At 69.7% G+C, this 16,178-nt stretch carries 16 protein-coding genes; 10 read left to right on the forward strand and 6 right to left on the reverse strand.

All coding sequences use genetic code 11. The features are described 5' to 3' along the window. The first annotated feature begins 80 nt into the window (after positions 1–80). From PV766_RS08845 to PV766_RS08855, 3 genes are read left to right on the forward strand one after another with little or no spacing between them, the layout of a single operon-like run. Complete coding sequence (locus tag PV766_RS08845) at positions 81–863, forward strand: ABC transporter ATP-binding protein (protein WP_421096882.1); 783 nt, start codon at positions 81–83, stop codon at positions 861–863. Next, positions 860–3,298: an FtsX-like permease family protein gene (locus tag PV766_RS08850; RefSeq protein WP_421096883.1), complete on the forward strand. Its 2,439-nt coding sequence runs from the start codon at positions 860–862 to the stop codon at positions 3,296–3,298. Before PV766_RS08845 ends, PV766_RS08850 begins: the two co-directional genes overlap by 4 nt. A 52-nt stretch (positions 3,299–3,350) precedes the next feature. Then, a complete protein-coding gene (locus PV766_RS08855) occupies positions 3,351–3,746 on the forward strand; it encodes a hypothetical protein (protein WP_037224883.1) in 396 nt (131 codons plus the stop codon). Here PV766_RS08855 and PV766_RS08860 read toward each other — a convergent pair. Together PV766_RS08860 and PV766_RS08865 are read right to left on the reverse strand one after the other, a co-directional pair. Continuing rightward, complete coding sequence (locus PV766_RS08860; RefSeq protein ID WP_421096884.1) at positions 3,724–4,434, reverse strand: TIGR03089 family protein; 711 nt, start codon at positions 4,432–4,434, stop codon at positions 3,724–3,726. The genes PV766_RS08855 and PV766_RS08860 overlap by 23 nt on opposite strands. Positions 4,435–4,486: 52 nt before the next feature. After that, entirely contained in the window at positions 4,487–5,986 is a 1,500-nt protein-coding gene (locus tag PV766_RS08865) for an LCP family protein (RefSeq protein ID WP_421096885.1), read from the reverse strand. Positions 5,987–6,329: 343 nt separating this feature from the next. Between PV766_RS08865 and rfbD the strand changes: the two genes are divergently transcribed. From rfbD to PV766_RS08885, 4 genes are read left to right on the forward strand one after another with little or no spacing between them, the layout of a single operon-like run. Beyond that, positions 6,330–7,199 (forward strand): dTDP-4-dehydrorhamnose reductase, encoded by an 870-nt coding sequence (gene rfbD / locus PV766_RS08870; RefSeq protein ID WP_421096886.1) that lies wholly within the window; start codon positions 6,330–6,332, stop codon positions 7,197–7,199. A 59-nt stretch (positions 7,200–7,258) separates the two neighbouring features. Further along, a complete protein-coding gene (locus PV766_RS08875; protein WP_051017577.1) occupies positions 7,259–8,185 on the forward strand; it encodes a glycosyltransferase family 2 protein in 927 nt (308 codons plus the stop codon). Continuing rightward, positions 8,175–9,260, forward strand: a complete 1,086-nt coding sequence (locus PV766_RS08880) for a sugar phosphate nucleotidyltransferase (RefSeq protein ID WP_064065287.1) — start codon at positions 8,175–8,177, stop codon at positions 9,258–9,260. Before PV766_RS08875 ends, PV766_RS08880 begins: the two co-directional genes overlap by 11 nt. A 14-nt stretch (positions 9,261–9,274) precedes the next feature. Beyond that, positions 9,275–10,039, forward strand: a complete 765-nt coding sequence (locus tag PV766_RS08885) for an SGNH/GDSL hydrolase family protein (RefSeq protein ID WP_064065286.1) — start codon at positions 9,275–9,277, stop codon at positions 10,037–10,039. A gap of 44 nt (positions 10,040–10,083) precedes the next feature. Here the strand turns inward: PV766_RS08885 and PV766_RS08890 are convergent, their stop codons facing one another. The 3 genes from PV766_RS08890 to cofD are packed head-to-tail and all read right to left on the reverse strand — an operon-like array spanning position 10,084 to position 12,997. After that, positions 10,084–10,638 carry an NUDIX hydrolase gene (locus PV766_RS08890; RefSeq protein WP_421096887.1) on the reverse strand — a complete coding sequence of 185 codons (555 nt, stop codon included), beginning with the start codon at positions 10,636–10,638 and terminating at the stop codon, positions 10,084–10,086. Between the two features lie 2 nt (positions 10,639–10,640). Further along, positions 10,641–12,008 (reverse strand): coenzyme F420-0:L-glutamate ligase, encoded by a 1,368-nt coding sequence (locus PV766_RS08895; RefSeq protein ID WP_129976416.1) that lies wholly within the window; start codon positions 12,006–12,008, stop codon positions 10,641–10,643. Continuing rightward, entirely contained in the window at positions 12,008–12,997 is a 990-nt protein-coding gene (cofD, locus tag PV766_RS08900) for a 2-phospho-L-lactate transferase (RefSeq protein ID WP_421096888.1), read from the reverse strand. The genes PV766_RS08895 and cofD overlap by 1 nt, the downstream gene beginning before the upstream one ends. A 334-nt stretch (positions 12,998–13,331) precedes the next feature. On the opposite strand from cofD, the gene PV766_RS08905 reads away from it, so the two are divergent. Next, the gene (locus tag PV766_RS08905; RefSeq protein WP_167352118.1) at positions 13,332–13,598 is read left to right on the forward strand and encodes a WhiB family transcriptional regulator; all 267 of its coding nucleotides are present in this window, start codon (positions 13,332–13,334) and stop codon (positions 13,596–13,598) included. 123 nt (positions 13,599–13,721) lie between these two features. On the opposite strand, the gene PV766_RS08910 is transcribed toward PV766_RS08905, so the two are convergent. After that, positions 13,722–14,216, reverse strand: a complete 495-nt coding sequence (locus PV766_RS08910; protein WP_064065282.1) for a metallopeptidase family protein — start codon at positions 14,214–14,216, stop codon at positions 13,722–13,724. Between the two features lie 87 nt (positions 14,217–14,303). Between PV766_RS08910 and PV766_RS08915 the strand changes: the two genes are divergently transcribed. Then, the gene (locus tag PV766_RS08915; RefSeq protein WP_172506056.1) at positions 14,304–14,699 is read left to right on the forward strand and encodes a DUF3499 domain-containing protein; all 396 of its coding nucleotides are present in this window, start codon (positions 14,304–14,306) and stop codon (positions 14,697–14,699) included. A 77-nt stretch (positions 14,700–14,776) separates the two neighbouring features. After that, positions 14,777–16,147: a phosphomannomutase/phosphoglucomutase gene (locus tag PV766_RS08920; protein ID WP_421096889.1), complete on the forward strand. Its 1,371-nt coding sequence runs from the start codon at positions 14,777–14,779 to the stop codon at positions 16,145–16,147. Positions 16,148–16,178: the final 31 nt, after the last annotated feature.

Raw genomic sequence — 16,178 nt, forward strand, 5'->3', positions numbered from 1 at the left:
CCCGGGTACGACGGGGGCGACGAGGAAGATCGCACCGCTCTCCGATGTTCTTGTGCGGCAGAATTTCTACGGTTCGTAGTATGACTTCGACCAGTTCTTTCGTCCCGGCCTGTTCCGCCGAGGACGTCGTGCGTGTCTACGGACGCGGCGACACCGAGGTGCGTGCCCTCGACGGGGTGTCCGTCGCATTCGAGCGCGGCCGCTTCACCGCGATCATGGGTCCGTCCGGCTCGGGAAAATCGACCCTCATGCATGCGCTCGCCGGCCTCGACGACATCGACGCGGGACGCGTCGTCCTCCACGGTGACGGCCGCCGGGCGGACGTGGAGATCAGTGCGGCGTCCGACGCCGTTCTCACCGGGTTGCGCCGCGACCGAATCGGTTTCGTCTTCCAGGCGTTCAACCTGCTGCCCGTCCTGACCGCCCGCGACAACGTGCTGCTGCCGATGCGGCTCGCCGGTACCCGCCCCTCGGCGGCCTGGTTCGAGGAGGTGACCGGTCGCCTCGGACTGGCCGATCGTCTCGATCACAAGCCCCACGAGATGTCGGGAGGCCAGCAGCAACGTGTCGCGGTGGCCCGTGCACTGCTGCCGCAGCCCGACGTCATCTTCGCCGACGAACCGACCGGCAACCTGGATTCGCAGGCCGGAGCGGAAGTGCTCTCCCTGTTGCGGTCGAGTGTGCGGGAGACGGGGCAGACCGTGGTGATGGTGACGCACGACCCCGTCGCCGCCTCGTACTCGGACCGGGTGGTCCTCCTCGCGGACGGACGACTCGCGGGCGAAATCACCGACCCGACCGCCGATACCGTCCTCGACACCATGCGCCACCTCGGTGCATCCTCGGTGGTGTCGGCGCGATGAGACGGCTCGTTCTGGCGCAGGCGCGCGCCCATCGCGGCCGGTACGTCGCGTCCGCGCTCGCCGTACTCGTCGCGGTGGCCTTCGTCGTGACGACACTCGTGCTCGGCGACACGGTCGACTCGTCGATCACGAAGTCCACCGCCGCTCGCTACGACGGAGTCACGGCCGTCGTGGCCGAGGGGGAGTCCGATACGGAGCCGGACGATCTGCTCGCCGCGATCACCGGCGCCCCCGGAGTACGCGCGACGGCGTTGGACGTGTCCGGACCCGTGCACATCGTGGACGAGAACGGCGGATCCGGATACGGCGAGGCAATGTCGGTCGCGGCCGACGAGACCCTGCGCTGGCAGCGACTCCGGGACGGCCGGTGGCCCGCAGGCCCCGATGAGGTGCTCGTCGGTTCGTCGTCCGGGCGAGCGATCGGTGATTCGATGACGATCACCGACGTTCTCGGTACGACGGTACCGGCGAGCGTCGAGGTGGTCGGCGTCGTCGACCTCGACGGCTCACCCCTCGCGCTGAATTCGCGCACGATCTTCGCCGATGCCGGGCCGGTACGCACGTGGACGGGTGAGATCACGGACTGGGAGGTACGCGTGACCGGGGACCCCGACGTCGTCCGCGACGTCGTGGCGGGCCCGGCGCCGGGAGCAGTGGTGATGTCGGGGGCCGAGCGTGCCACGATGGTCGCCGACTCCTATGTCGGCGATATCGCCTTGTTGCGCAATATCCTTCTGTGCTTCGCGGCGATCGCCGTGGTCGTCGCCGGCCTCGTCATCGCGAACACCTTCGCCGTGTTGCTCGCTGCCCGGACCCGCGAGCTCGCACTCATGCGGTGCGTCGGTGTCACCGCCGTGCAGGTGCGCCGCAGCGTGCGGGGAGAGGCGCTCGTCGTCGGGTTCGTCTCGGCGGTTCTCGGAGTTCTGGCCGGGTACGGCCTCGCGGCGGCCGTTGTCGCCCTCGCTCGTGCGGCGGACGTCCCGCTCCCGCTGACATCGATCTCGGTGACCGTCACGACGATCCTGCTCGGCCTCGTGCTGGGAACCGTGGTGACGGTGATCGCCGCGAACGGTGCGGCGCGCGCCGCGACCCGGGTCCCCGCACTCGCGGCGATGCAGCCGCTCGAGACACAGCCCGAACCGATTTCGGATTCCCGGGCCCGGCGCATCTGTGCTGCGCTGGCGATCTCGGCGGGATCGGCGTTGCTCGTGGCCGGCGTCATGACCGCCAACGTGCTCCTCGCGTGCCCCGGAGGGTTGTCGCTCTTCGTCGGGGTGCTCCTCGCATCCCGGCGGACGGTGCCGGCCGCAGTGGGAGCGGTGGGAGATCTGCTGGCCCGATTCGGTGGTCCGACGGCCGCACTGGCCGCGGGCAACGCACGTCGTAATCCGCGTCGCACCGCCTCGACCGCGACCGCCCTGTTCATCGGCGTCACCCTCACATCGACCCTGGTCGTGGGTATCGGCACGGTGAAGGCGGGCGCTCCCGACCTCCTCGACGAGAACCTGCCGGTGGACATCGTGGTGACCGCGCCGGGTTCGGTTCCGGCCGGTGCAACCGACCGGTTGACGGCGATCGACGGCGTCCGGTCGGGTACCGAGGTCGCGACGGGTTCGGTCACCGTCGCGGACACGGAGTTCTCGGTACTCGGTCTCGACGCGCGATCGGCAGCGTCCACAGTCCGCGCCGACCTCCGATTGCCGGAACCGGGAACGATCGTGCTCGAGGAGTCTCTCGCCACCGAGTTGGGGGTGGGTGACGGCGAGATCGTGACGGTCGGCGGCGAGACCGGTACGCGCGCACTGACGGTCGCGACGACCGAGCGAGGCGGCCCGGACCTGATGGACATCGGTGATCTGAGTGCGCTCGCTCGTTCCGCGGCGGACACGGTGTGGTTGAAACTGGACGACGGGTTGTCCGACGGCGATCTCGCTGCGGTCTCCGACGAGATCTCCCGAGTCGCCGCGACGGCGTTCCCCGGTAGCAACGTCGAGGGCGCGGTGCAGACGCGGCAGATGTTCGAGAAGGTCCTCGACACCATGCTGATGATCGTCGGTGGGCTGTTGTCGGTAGCGGTGGTGATCGCCTTGATCGGGGTGGGCAACACGATGGCGTTGTCGGTGCTCGAGCGACGCCGGGAGACCGCGGTGCTACGGGCCGTCGGCCTGTCCCGGGCGGGGGTGCGCAGCGTGCTCGTCCGCGAGGCGCTGATCATCGCGGGCGTGGCATCCATCCTGGGCGTGGCTCTGGGGCTGCTGCTCGGGGCGGCAGGAACCGCGTCGGTGATCGGGGCGAACCACGTCGGCCTCGGATCGGTTCCCTGGTGGCAGCTCGCAGGCATCGTCCTCGCCGGTGGTGGTGCCGGGGTGATCGCCTCGCTGATCCCGGCGCAACGCGCGAGCAGGGTGTCGCCGGTCGCCGCCGCGGCGGGCTGAGGTCGCGGTGCGGTCGGGTCGGTAGAATCGGTTCGTGGCGAACGGAATCGGCATGCCCGACCGCACGACCCGGGCAGCGCGGGGAGTGCCCGCCGTGCGGGTCGTGACGATGCTGGCGCTGTGCTGGGCCCGACTGTGGGGCGGCACCGTGACATTCGACCCCGAGTACGGCCTCTACGTCGCCACCGGCATGCGTGGCGGGTTCGCGCGCGGCGGCACCACCGTCGGCGGGGTCTTCCTCACCCGGAAGGCTCCGCCGCGCCGCCTGGTGCGGCACGAGGCGATCCACGTCGACCAGTGGGCGCGATACGGACTCGGATTCGCGGTCCGCTACCTCGCGGAGGAACTCCGCAACCCCGGTCCCCGCAACAGATTCGAGATCGAGGCGGGTCTTGCGGACGGCGGCTACCGTACCGAGCGCAGCGTTACCCGTCCAGGCGAACCGTGACCTTCTCGCTCGCGACGCGTCGTTCGGTCGCGTCCGGATCGGGATTGCTCACCTGCACCAGGGAGGCTCCCGCCGCGAGCACGGCGAGCAGGCCGTCGACGAGTGCGTCCGGTTCGGACCAATCACGGCTCGACAACACGCGATCGCTGCCGCGGATCCCCGCGGAGGTAGCCGAATCTTTCGCCGCCGCCACGACGTCCGGCACGGAGCGTCCGGCGAGGACCTGATCGCCCGACCCCGAGGACCGGAACTGGTCTCCGTGCATCCGCACATCCGTCGCATAGTCCGTGATCCCGGGCGGCAGGTCGCGCACGGGGGCGCCGAAGGCATCGAGCGACAGTGCCGCGACCTCGGGGATCGCATCGACCTCGTCCAGCCGGTCGGAAGTGACGAAAGCGAGCTCGGCGTCCGGATCGGCCTCGAGCACGACCTCGGTACCGGCCCACCACGCACCGAGCAGCACCGCGGCGCTCTGCCAGTGCGCGGGCAGCAGCACTGCGACGCGACCGCCGGGAAGGACGCCGAACTGGTCGCGAATCATGTTGGCCGTCTTGGCGGCCCAGTTCGCGAGGGTCAGGGCCGACAGTTCGATGCGTGCACCGGTCGCGTCGTCGTACCAGGTGATCCGCGGACCCGCCGGATCGTCGGCGAGAATCGGGTCGAGCAGGGCGTCGGTCAGGGTGGTCACGATTGTCTTCTTCCAGGATGTCGGTTCATGCAGCTGTCGGCTCTCGCAGCTGTCAGTTCACGCAGCGCGGGCCGTCGGATCCCGCATCGATGGGCGGTGCGGCGGGAGCCGGGGTGGCGGTGCCACCGGCCGGGCTCACACCGGCGTCGGCGGCGGACGCGGCCGTGGACGACCCCGTGTAGGACGCCGAGCCCGGACCGGTGTAGTCGCCGGCGAGCACCACCCGCACGGTGCCGGCGGGCAGCGAGGGATCGGACTCGGTGTCGAGGCCACCGAGTGCCGCCGCCACCGAGCGTGTCTCGTCGGAGTCCTCCTCGGCACCGAAAACCGTCGAGGTTCCCACGCCGGAACCGGTGTAGTTGCCCACCTCGCCCTCGACGTATCCCTCTGCGGACAGAGTCGCAGCGACCTGCGAGGCCAGTCCGGACACCGATCCGGCGTTCGCGACATCGACCGTGACGGTCGATGCGTCGATGTCGGGGGCGGGCATCGGCGTGGAGGTGGTCTCGCTGCCGTCGGGCTCCCGGCCGATCAACTCGGCGACGAAGTCGCGTACCTCGTCCGGATCCACCTGCACCACCGATTCGCCGTAGTCGGTCATCGCGTTGATGTCCTGCACCGGGATCGTCGAGAACGTCACGTCGCCTCCGGCCAGGCCCTGCAGCTGGGTGGCCAGCGCCATGATGTCCCAATCGGAGTCGAGCACCACGGACCGCTGCACCGCGGCGGTCAGCTGACTCACCTTGGACGGATTGGACAGGGTCTTGGCGCTGAGCACCTTCTGTGCCAGCGACGCCATGAACACCTGCTGCCGTACGATCCGGTCGAGATCGCCGCGGGGAAGATCGTGACGTTGGCGGACGAAACTCAGAGCATCCGAACCCTGCAGGGTCTGCACACCGGCATCGAACTTCGCACCGGAGAGCGGTTCGTCCACAGGCGCGTTCAGGCACACGTCGACACCGCCGACGGCGTCGGTGAGCAGCACGAACCCGAGAAGCCCGACCTCGGCGTAATGGTCCACCGTCACCCCGGTGAGGTCGGCGACCGATTCGATCAGGGCTTCCCGGCCCGCCTGGGTGGACTCGGCTTCGAGTTCGGCCTCGCTCGTGTCGGCGTCCGCCTCGATCAGTTCGGTGCGCCGGTTCGCCTTCGTGGCGCCGTACGCCGCGTTGATCTTCGACATCCCGATCTCGGGAACCTCGACGTAGGTGTCGCGTGGGATCGACATCGCGGTCGCCGACCGGCCGTCGTTAGGTACGCGGATCAGGATGATGGTGTCGGTGTTGTTCGCTACTTCCTCACCTGCGCGCAGCGCGTCGAGTTCGCGCTGGGAGAGGGGATTGCCGTGCGCGTCGGTACGGCTGTCCGTACCCACCAGCAGGATGTCGACGGCACCGTCCTCCCCGTCGCCGAGGGCGAGCCCCCGTACCGACGCCAGCGACGACTGCAACGCGTCGACGCTGCGCCAGGCCACACCGGTGACGACCAGCACGAGGCACGCCGCGATCGCGACGGCGATCTGCCACGGCCTGCCGTTGTACACCCGCACTTCTCCCGGCGCGGCCCCGGCAGGAGGGGGCGGCCGGCGCCGGGCGGTACGCCGGGGCTGCCCGGCGGCAGAATCGTGACGGGGCTGCCCGGCGGCAGACTCGGGCCGGGACCGCCCGGCGCGCGGTTCGCGGCGGTACCTGCCGTCGGCAGCTGTCGGATCGCCCGCACGGGTGCGGCGTCCCGTCGAACTGGGACGCCTTCCGGTGCGGCGACGCGGCTCTGGCGGCACCTGGTGCTCCTCCTGTGGGTGTTACGGGTCGATGGTCGAGTCTCTCGAGTGAAGGCTACTGGTGGGTGCGCTCGCTCGGCGCACACCACTCCGGCGTGCCAGACTTCTTCGAGTGCGTAGCGTTCTCGTCACCGGAGCCCGTGGCCAGCTCGGCCGTCATCTCGTGAACCGTGGCACGGCGGCGGGAATACCGATCCGCGGTGTCGGATCGTCCGAGGTCGACATCACCGACCCGCAGGCCGTGGCGGCCGCGGTCGAACCCGGTTCCGTGGTCGTCAACGCCGCGGCGTACACCGCCGTCGACGCCGCCGAGACCGACGAGGACCGGGCCGCTGAGGTCAACGGCACGGGCCCGGGCGTGTTGGCCGCGGTGTGTGCCGACAAGGGCGCGCGTCTCGTCCATGTCTCCACCGATTACGTCTTCGCCGGCGACGCGACCGAGCCCTACCGCGTGGACGCGCCGACCGGCCCGCGCACCGCCTACGGCCGCACCAAACTCGCCGGTGAACGGGCGGTGCTGGAGGTGCTTCCCACCGCGCACGTCGTGCGTACCGCCTGGGTGTACACCGGCGACGGCAACGACTTCGTCGCGACCATGCGGCGGCTCGAGGGCGAGCGGGAGACCCTGCGCGTCGTCGACGACCAACGTGGTTGCCCCACCTACGCGCGCGACCTGGCCGACGGACTGATCGAACTCGCCGGGCACGGTGACCGGATCCCCGGTGGGATCCTGCATGCCACGAACGCCGGGGAAGCGACGTGGTTCGACCTCGCGCGGGCGGTCTTCGAGGAGATCGGCGCCGACCCGGAGCGGGTGCAGCCCTGTGGCAGCGACGAGTTCGTCCGCCCCGCGCCGCGGCCGGCCTATTCGGTGCTCGACGACAGTGCCTGGATCGGTGCCGGCCTGACGCGCTTCCGTCCGTGGCGGGAGGCGTTGCACGAGGCGATCGCCGGCGGCGGAACCGTGCCGCCCGCGCGATGACGTGTGAGGAAACGGCCCGTGAGGTGTCGCACACCGCCGAGGTCGCTAAGGTGACCGGCGTGGATTCGACGCTGGCCGTGGTGACGGTGACCTATTCGCCCGGTGAGCACCTCGAGAACTTTCTCACCTCGCTCACCTCCGCGACCGTTCTGCCGACACAGGTGATCCTGGCCGACAACGGTTCGACCGACGGTGCTCCCGAGGCCGCCGAGGCGGCACACGAGAACGTGCGACTGCTCCGGACCGGCGGGAACATCGGATACGGCGGGGCGATCAATCGCGCGGTCGCCGAGATCGACCCGTCCGCGGAGTTCGTGATCGTCGTGAACCCGGACGTCCGGTGGCACCCCGGTTCGATCGACGAACTGCTCGAGGCGGCGCGTCGCTGGCCGCGCGCCGGCTCGCTCGGACCGCTGATCCACGAACCCGACGGCAGCGTCTACCCTTCGGCGCGCACCGTCCCCACCCTGGCGTCCGGTGCCGGTCACGCGCTGCTCGGCACCGTCTGGCCCGCCAACCCGTGGACACGCCGCTACCGCCAGGAGAACGAGGAGATCGGCGAGCGCCCCGTCGGCTGGCTGTCCGGATCGTGCCTGCTGCTGCGACGCGCGGCGTTCGATTCGATCGACGGCTTCGATTCGCGATACTTCATGTACATGGAGGACGTGGACCTGGGCGACCGGCTCGGCCGGGCGGGCTGGCTCAACGTGTACGTGCCGTCCGCGGTGGTCACCCACGCCAAGGGCCACGCGGCCGGACGGCACCCCGAACTGATGCTCCCGGCACACCATGAGAGTGCCTACCGCTTCCAGGCGGACCGCCACCCCCATCGGTGGCAGGCACCGCTGCGATGGGCGTTGCGGGCCGGGCTCGCGGTGCGATCGCGGGTCGCGGTCGCGGCAGCCGTGCGGGAGCGTCGGAACGGGAGGACCGACCGGGACATTCGGGTCGGCACGACAGTGAACAGGGGAGACGATGACGAGTGAGTCGGCACCGCACACCGATGCGGTGATTCTGGTCGGTGGACAGGGCACGCGGCTACGGCCGCTCACCCTGTCGGCACCCAAGCCGATGCTGCCCACCGCGGGGGTGCCTTTCCTCACCCATCTGCTCGCGCGGATCCGTGAGGCGGGCATCAAGCACGTCGTCCTCGGCACCTCGTTCAAGGCCGAGGTCTTCGAGCAGCACTTCGCCGACGGTTCCGACTTCGGCCTCGAGATCGAATACGTCACCGAGACCGAGCCGCTCGGCACCGGCGGCGGTATCCGCAACGTGCTGCCGAAGCTGCGCGCCGACAACGTGATGGTCTTCAACGGCGACGTGCTCGGCGGCACCGATCTCGGTGCGGTGCTCGACACCCACGTGCGGACCGAGGCGGACGTGACCCTGCACCTGGTGCGGGTGAGCGATCCGCGTGCCTTCGGCTGCGTCCCCACCGACGACGACGGCCGGGTGACCGCCTTCCTCGAGAAGACTCAGGACCCGCCGACCGATCAGATCAACGCCGGCTGCTACGTCTTCCGCCGCGAGATCATCGAGCAGATCCCCGAGGGCCGTCCGGTGTCGGTGGAGCGCGAGGTGTTCCCGACGCTGCTGACCGAGGGCAAGAAGGTGTACGGGCACGTCGACGCGGCCTATTGGCGCGACATGGGAACCCCGGAGGACTTCGTCCGCGGCTCGGCCGATCTGGTCCGCGGTATCGCTCCGTCCCCGGCGCTCCCGCCGCAGCGCGGCGAGTCGCTCGTGCATCCGGGTGCCTCCGTGGCCCCGGGCGCCCTGCTCATCGGCGGCACGGTCGTCGGCCGCGGCGCCGAGATCGGTGCGGGTGCCCGCCTGGACGGCGCGGTGATCTTCGACGGTGCGCGGGTCGAGGCCGGTGCGGTGGTCGAACGGAGCATCATCGGTTTCGGTGTACGGGTCGGTCCGCGGGCCCTGATCCGCGACGGTGTGATCGGTGACGGCGCCGACATCGGTGCGCGATGCGAGCTGCTGCGCGGTGCCCGGGTGTGGCCGGGAGTGAAGATCCCCGACGGCGGTATCCGGTTCAGTACCGACGTGTGAGTCGAGAGGTCGAAGTGGGTTTCGAAAGGTACGTGGCCCTCGGTGATTCGTTCACCGAGGGTGTGGGTGATCCGGATCCGGCGCGTCCCAACGGGGTACGCGGCTGGGCCGATCTCGTCGCCGGTGAGCTGGCGCGCCGGTCGGAGAACTTCGCGTACGCGAACCTCGCCATCCGGGGCAGGTTGCTGCGACCGATCATCGACGAGCAGCTCGAGACCGCCGTGGCGATGCGTCCCGATCTCGTGACGATCTACGCCGGCGGCAACAACCTCATGCGTCCGAAGCTCGACCTCGACGCGCTCGCGGCGGAATACGACGAGGCGGTCGGCAAGCTCGCCGCGACCGGCGCCCGCGTCCTGATGTGGACGGCCTACGACGGCAGCTGGGCGCCGGTCTTCGGGATCCTGCGCGGCCGCTGGGCCGTGTACAACGAGCTCGTCCGGGCGATCGCCGACCGGCACGGCGCGACCATCGTCGACTTCTGGCGTTTCGACGAGTACCGGGATCTGCGCATGTGGGACTTCGACCGGCTGCACATGTCCGCGGCCGGCCACCACAACATGGCGATCCGCGTTCTCGACCTGCTCGGTGTCGAACACGATCTCGGACCGGTGGAGTTCGACGAGGCACCCGTCCTCACCCGGGCCCAGGAACGTGCCGCGGACCGCGCATGGATGCGCGGGTTCCTCGTCCCCTGGATCGGGCGGCGACTGCGCGGAGTCTCCTCCGGCGACGGCATCACCCCGAAATATCCCGAGCTCGGACCGATCCGGTTCTGACCTCCGCTCGTCCCGGCGGCCCCGCCGGGACGAGCGCGGGTGTCTCAGGCCCGTCGGGCGGCCGCGAGCCGCACCAGGTGCGCGATCGTCTCGTGTTCGGCCTCCGGTGGCAGCGCGTCGACCGGCCACCACTGCAGGTCGGTGGACTCGTCGCTGCGCACCGGCCGGGCGCCCACGGGTGCCGTCACCAGGAACCGCAGGTCGAGGTGCCGGGTGGGTACTCCGAGCGAGCACGTGATCGGATGGGTGTGCGCCGAGAGCAGATCCGGATCGATCATCAGATCGGCGATGCCCGATTCCTCGGTGGCCTCGCGCAGTGCCGCGGCGACGACGGTCTCGTCCGACGCCTCGCAGTGACCGCCGAGCTGGATCCACCGCCCCACCCGAGGATGCAGGGTGAGCAGCACGTTGCGGTGATCGGCGTCGAGGACGATCGACGACGCCGTGATGTGCCCCGGCACGTGCTCGCGCAGACACCCGTCGGGCGCCGAATCGAGGAACGCCAGCATGGTGTGCCGCAGCGACTCGGCGTCCTCGGAGTCGGTGTGCCAGGTGGTGAGCCGGTCGATCGCCGAGGCGTGCAGGGAACGCGCCGACACGATTACAGCTCCACGAGGGCGTCGCCCGGATCCGCGGGTTCGCGCGGTTCCGGTTCGGTGAGCGGGTAGCCGACGGCGACCGCTCCGAGCGGCGACCATTCGGCGGGCAGCCCGAGTTCCCCGCGGACCACTTCGGGCGCGAAGATCGTCGAACCGATCCAGCAGCTCCCCAGGCCGCGGGTGGCCAGGGACACGAGCAGGCCCTGGACCGCGGCGCCGGCGGCCACGGTGAACATCGTGGCCTCGGCGGCGGTGCGACGCGCGTCGGGGTAGTGGTGTGCGCCGTCGGGCACCCGGAACGGAACGATCACCTCGGGCGCGTCGTAGAGGATCGCGCCGCGGGCGAGGCGGCGTTCGACGGCCACCGGGTCGAGTCCGTCGCCGCGGAGATCCTCGGCCCACTTCTCGCGCATGCGGTCGAGGAGCCGCCGACGGACCTGTTCGGTGCGCACCCACACGAACCGCACCGGACGGGTGTGGTGGGGTGCGGGGGCGGTGAGGGCCTCGGCGATCGCCTCGCGCAGATCCTCGGGGTCGACGGGTTCGGCAGCGAACTGCCGCACCGACCGGCGCAACAGAAGTGCCTCGCGCCGGCCGCGTTCGAGGGCCTCCTCGGTGCCGAGCCAGAACAGGTCGTCCTCGCCGCTGCGGAGCAGGGCGCGGGCGGTGGAGCCGTCGTCGGGCAGGTCGAGTCCGCGCACCACGGCGACGGGCACACCGCCGAGCTTGCCCTTGACGAGATCGCCGGCCGCGGCGATCTCGTCGGCCACAGCCACGGACGTCACCTGCAGTTCGTTGCCCTGCGAATCGTGCGAGCCCGCGTAGCCGTGGAGGACGGGGAGCCCGGACGATCCGATCGCGGCGTCGGTCTGCCCGTTGCGCCAGGCGCGACCCATCGTGTCGGTGACCACCACGGCGACCCGCACGCCGAGCAGCGCACCGATCCGCTCGCGGAGGGCAGAGGCGCTCGCGTCGGGATCCTCGGGCAGCAGCGCGAGTTCGGCGCTGTCGACGTTCGACCCGTCGATCCCGGAGGCCGCCTGCACGATGCCCAGCTTGTTCTCGGTGATGAGGGTGCGGCCCTTGCGGGCCAGCACGCGCACGGCCTCCTCGTTCACGAGACGCCGGCGCAGTGCGTCGCGGGCGTCGGGATCGGTGGGCGCGGCGACGATCCGTCCCTCGACCTTCGAGACCACCTTGCTCGTGACGACGAGGACGTCCCCGTCGGTCAGCCACGGTGCGGCCCGGGCGACGGCCGCAGCCAGGTCGTCTCCCGGGCGGAACTCGGGAAGCCCGGGGACGGGCAGGATCTCGATCGGACCGCCCGGCGCGTGGTCGCGCACCGAGGGGTCGGCGACGGCGTCCGGCATCACAGGTTCACTCCGGCGAACTCGAGGGCGGCGCGGGCCATGTCGGCCGTCGCGTCGGTGTCGGTCATGAGCAGGGGAACGGACCGGACCTCGACGCCAGGTACCTCGGCGCGGTCGGTCGAGTGCACGAGCCACCCGTCGAGAATGCCTGTGCCGGAGCGGGCACCGTAGTACCGGCCGACGGCCTCGGCGGTGGTCTCCACCCCGATGACGTCCAGGCACGCATCGGCCATCCCGCGCAGGGGCTTGCCGTCGATGACAGGGGAGAGGCCGACGATCTTCGCGGACGTGGTGCGCAATGCGCCCCGGATACCCGGGATCGCGAGGATCGCGCCGACGCTCACGACAGGATTGGACGGGGCCAGCAGGACGGCGTCGGCGTTCTCGATCGCCTCGACCACTCCGGGAGCCGGCTTCGCCTCCTCCGCGCCGATGTGCGCGAAGCTGTGGGTCGGCACCTGGGCGCGGTGGCGGACCCACCATTCCTCGAAGTGCACGGCGCGCTGCTCACCGTCCTCGGGATCGGTGATGACGACGTGTGTCTCGCTGCGGTCGTCGGAGACGGGCAGCAGGGTCACGCCGGGTTTCCACCGGGTGCACAGTGCTTCGGTGACGGCGGAGAGCGGATAGCCGGTCCGCAGCATCTGCGTGCGGACGAGATGCGTGGCGATGTCGCGGTCGCCGAGACCGAACCAGTCGGGGATCGCACCGTAGGCGGCGAGTTCCTCCTTCGCGTTCCAGGTCTCGCCCGCACGGCCCCAGCCGCGTTCGGTGTCGATCCCACCCCCCAGGGTGTACATGCAGGTGTCGAGATCCGGACAGATCCTCAGACCGTGCATCCAGACGTCGTCGCCGACGTTGACGATCGCGGTGATGCGGTGTGCCGCGTCCGGATTCGGCTCGACGCCGGGGGAAATATCGAGAAGTCGGCGCAAACCTGAGAGAAAACGCGCCCCACCGACACCTCCGACCAATACAGTCACATTCACGGCCCAAGCCTAAGCGGTGCGTCATCTACCCGGTCGCGCGCCGTCCGAAACGCGTTTCGGCAAAGCGGCCGATGATATGTGAACAACGCCGCTCCGCTTGACCGCGACACACCCGAAGTGTCTAATCACATACATGTCATTCGATAATCGAATTCGAGATTCCTTGCGGTGAACCCGCATTCGAACGAGTATTCGAGGGATGGCAGCGGGTTGATCCCCGGTCATGATTCGGCGCTGCAGGTGAGGAGGGACAATGGCCGGCGAGCGCGACAGCTTCGAGCTCATTCGAAGCGATACTGCAGTCGAGGCTGTCTGTGACTACCCGGACGTCGGGGTGCCCGTCCTGAGTGTGATTTCGGGATTCGGCGACCCTGCGGATGGCGAGGAGCAGTGGCAGGAGCGTGCGCTCTGTGCGCAGACCGATCCGGAGGCATTCTTCCCCGAGAAGGGGGGATCCACCAGAGAGGCCAAGCGCATCTGCATGGGGTGTGAAGTCCGGGACGAATGTCTCGAATACGCCCTCGCTCACGACGAGCGGTTCGGTATCTGGGGCGGGCTTTCCGAGAGGGAACGCCGTCGCCTCAAGCGCGGAATAGTCTGACGAGGAGTTCGGCCCGGTACGGGGAGTACGGGACCGAGTGAAACACCGAATCGGATGACGAAGGCCGGGTTGCGGCCGTGGGGGACGAGCAACCCGGCCTTCGTCATGTGTCCGGAACGTTTCTCAGTCCTCGTCGTCCTCGTCGAGTGTCGGATCCACCACTTCCGGTTCGACGCCGAGATAAGTGGCCACCTGGTGCACGAGGACGTCGTGGACCAGATCCGTCAGATCGTCCGGATCCTTCGCTCGCACCTCGAGGGGGCGACGGAACAGCACGATCCGCGCCCGGGTGGCGGCCCCTCGTCGATCGATCCCGGCGGGCACGAGCCGGGACAGTGGCACCGGCCCGTCGGCGACCACTTCGTCGGGCCAGTTCACCGAGTCGGGATCGCGCGCCCGGATCTTCGGGACCTCGTCCACGGCGATGTCGAGCTTGGTGAGGCGGTCGTGCCAGCGCGCGTCGATCGGCGCGAACGCCCCGAGTACGAGCAGGTCGAACTTCTCGGCGCGGGTCTTCCAGGCGGGCAGGCTCTGCGGGAACAGGGGACCGCGGATTCCTCTGCCGCGGCGTGCCACGGAACGGGACGACACAGGGCGGGAACGTCGTGCGCGGACCATGCCATGGACACTACGACACGAAAATCCGCCGCCCGTTTCGGTGTGTCCGAATAGTCCTGGAGCGCTCGGCGCGCTACGCTCCCAGTCGTGAGAACACTGCGTCGATGCTGCCGGCCTGGGTGCAAGAACCCTGCTGTTGCGACGCTGACCTACGTGTACTCGGACTCCACCGCCGTCGTCGGCCCCCTGGCGACCGTCGCGGAACCGCACTCGTGGGATCTCTGCGAGATGCACGGTTCACGTATCACGGCCCCCAAGGGATGGGAACTCGTCCGGTACGAGGGAGCGTTCTCGTCGGGCACCCCCGACGAGGACGATCTGACCGCCCTCGCCGAGGCCGTACGCGAGGCCGGACTGGGTGAGCGTTCCCGCTCCGACTCGGCCGACGACGATGCCGAGGAACCCCAGCGGGCCGTCGTGCCGCCGACCACGCGCACCGGCCGACGTGGGCACCTGCGTGTGCTTCCCGATCCCACGTCCTGAGCCGTTCGCACTAGGCTGAGCGAGTGCGATGTCGCGGAGGACGGCATCGCACGAGTCGAGGTTCAGGAGTCAATACAGTGGCGAGAGCTGCCGAGTCGGTGTCAGCGGTCATCAAGGCGTACGACGTACGGGGAGTCGTCGGGGAGCAGATCGACGAAGAGTTCGTCCGCGAGGTCGGAGCGTCGTTCGCACGCCTGTTGCGCAGCGAGGGCAGCGCCGACCGCGTGGTGATCGGGCACGACATGCGTGCCTCGTCCCCCTCGTTGTCCCAGGCCTTCGCCGACGGGGTCACCGCCCAGGGACTCGACGTGGTGCTCATCGGACTCGCGTCCACCGACCAGCTCTACTTCGCGTCGGGTCTGCTCGACGCACCCGGCGCGATGTTCACCGCGAGCCACAATCCTGCGAAGTACAACGGCATCAAGCTCTGCCGTGCCGGTGCCAAGCCCGTCGGTCAGGACACCGGTCTGGCGCAGATCTCGGCCGATCTCGTCGAAGGTGTTCCCGCCTACGAGGGCGAGCGCGGCAGCATCACCGAGCGCGACGTCCTCGACGACTACGCCTCGTTCGTCCGCGGTCTGGTCGACCTTGCGCAGATGCGACCGCTCAAGGTGGCGGTCGACGCCGGCAACGGCATGGGCGGCCATACAGTTCCCGCCGTCTTCGGCGCCCTGCCCGTCGACCTCGTCCCGCTGTACTTCGAACTCGACGGCACCTTCCCCAATCACGAGGCCAACCCCCTCGACCCCGCCAACCTCGTCGACCTCCAGCGTCTGGTCGTCGAGTCCGGCGCGGATGTGGGCCTGGCCTTCGACGGCGACGCCGACCGCTGCTTCGTGGTCGACGAGCGCGGCGAGCCGGTCACGCCGTCGGCGGTGACGGCGCTCGTCGCAGCCCGCGAACTCGCCAAGGACCCCGGCTCCACGATCATCCACAACTTGATCACGTCGCGGGTGGTGCCCGAACTCGTCACCGAGCAGGGCGGCAAGCCCGTCCGCACCCGGGTCGGGCATTCGTTCATCAAGCAGCAGATGGCCGAGACCGGCGCCGTCTTCGGCGGCGAACACTCGGCGCACTACTACTTCCGCGACTTCTGGGGCGCCGACTCGGGCATGCTCGCGGCACTGCACGTACTCGCCGCGCTGGCCTCGCAGGACGGCCCGCTCTCCGAGTTGATGAGCTCCTACAACCGGTATGCGGCGTCGGGAGAGATCAATTCGACGGTCACCGACGCGGCCGAGCGCACCGAGGCCGTCGTCGTGGCGTTCGAGGATCGCGCGGTGTCGGTCGACCGGCTCGACGGTGTCACCGTGGACCTGCCCGACAACGCGTGGTTCAACCTGCGCGCGTCCAACACCGAGCCGCTGCTGCGACTCAACGTGGAGGCGCGCACGGACGGTGAGGTCGAGGCATTGGTGAAGGAGATCCTTTCTGTCGTTCGTGCGTAGACGGAGGGACAACAGGAATAATCGAAGTGCC

This window comes from Rhodococcus sp. As11 (assembly GCF_048957735.1).
In the GTDB taxonomy this organism is placed as follows: Bacteria; Actinomycetota; Actinomycetes; order Mycobacteriales; family Mycobacteriaceae; genus Rhodococcus; species Rhodococcus gordoniae.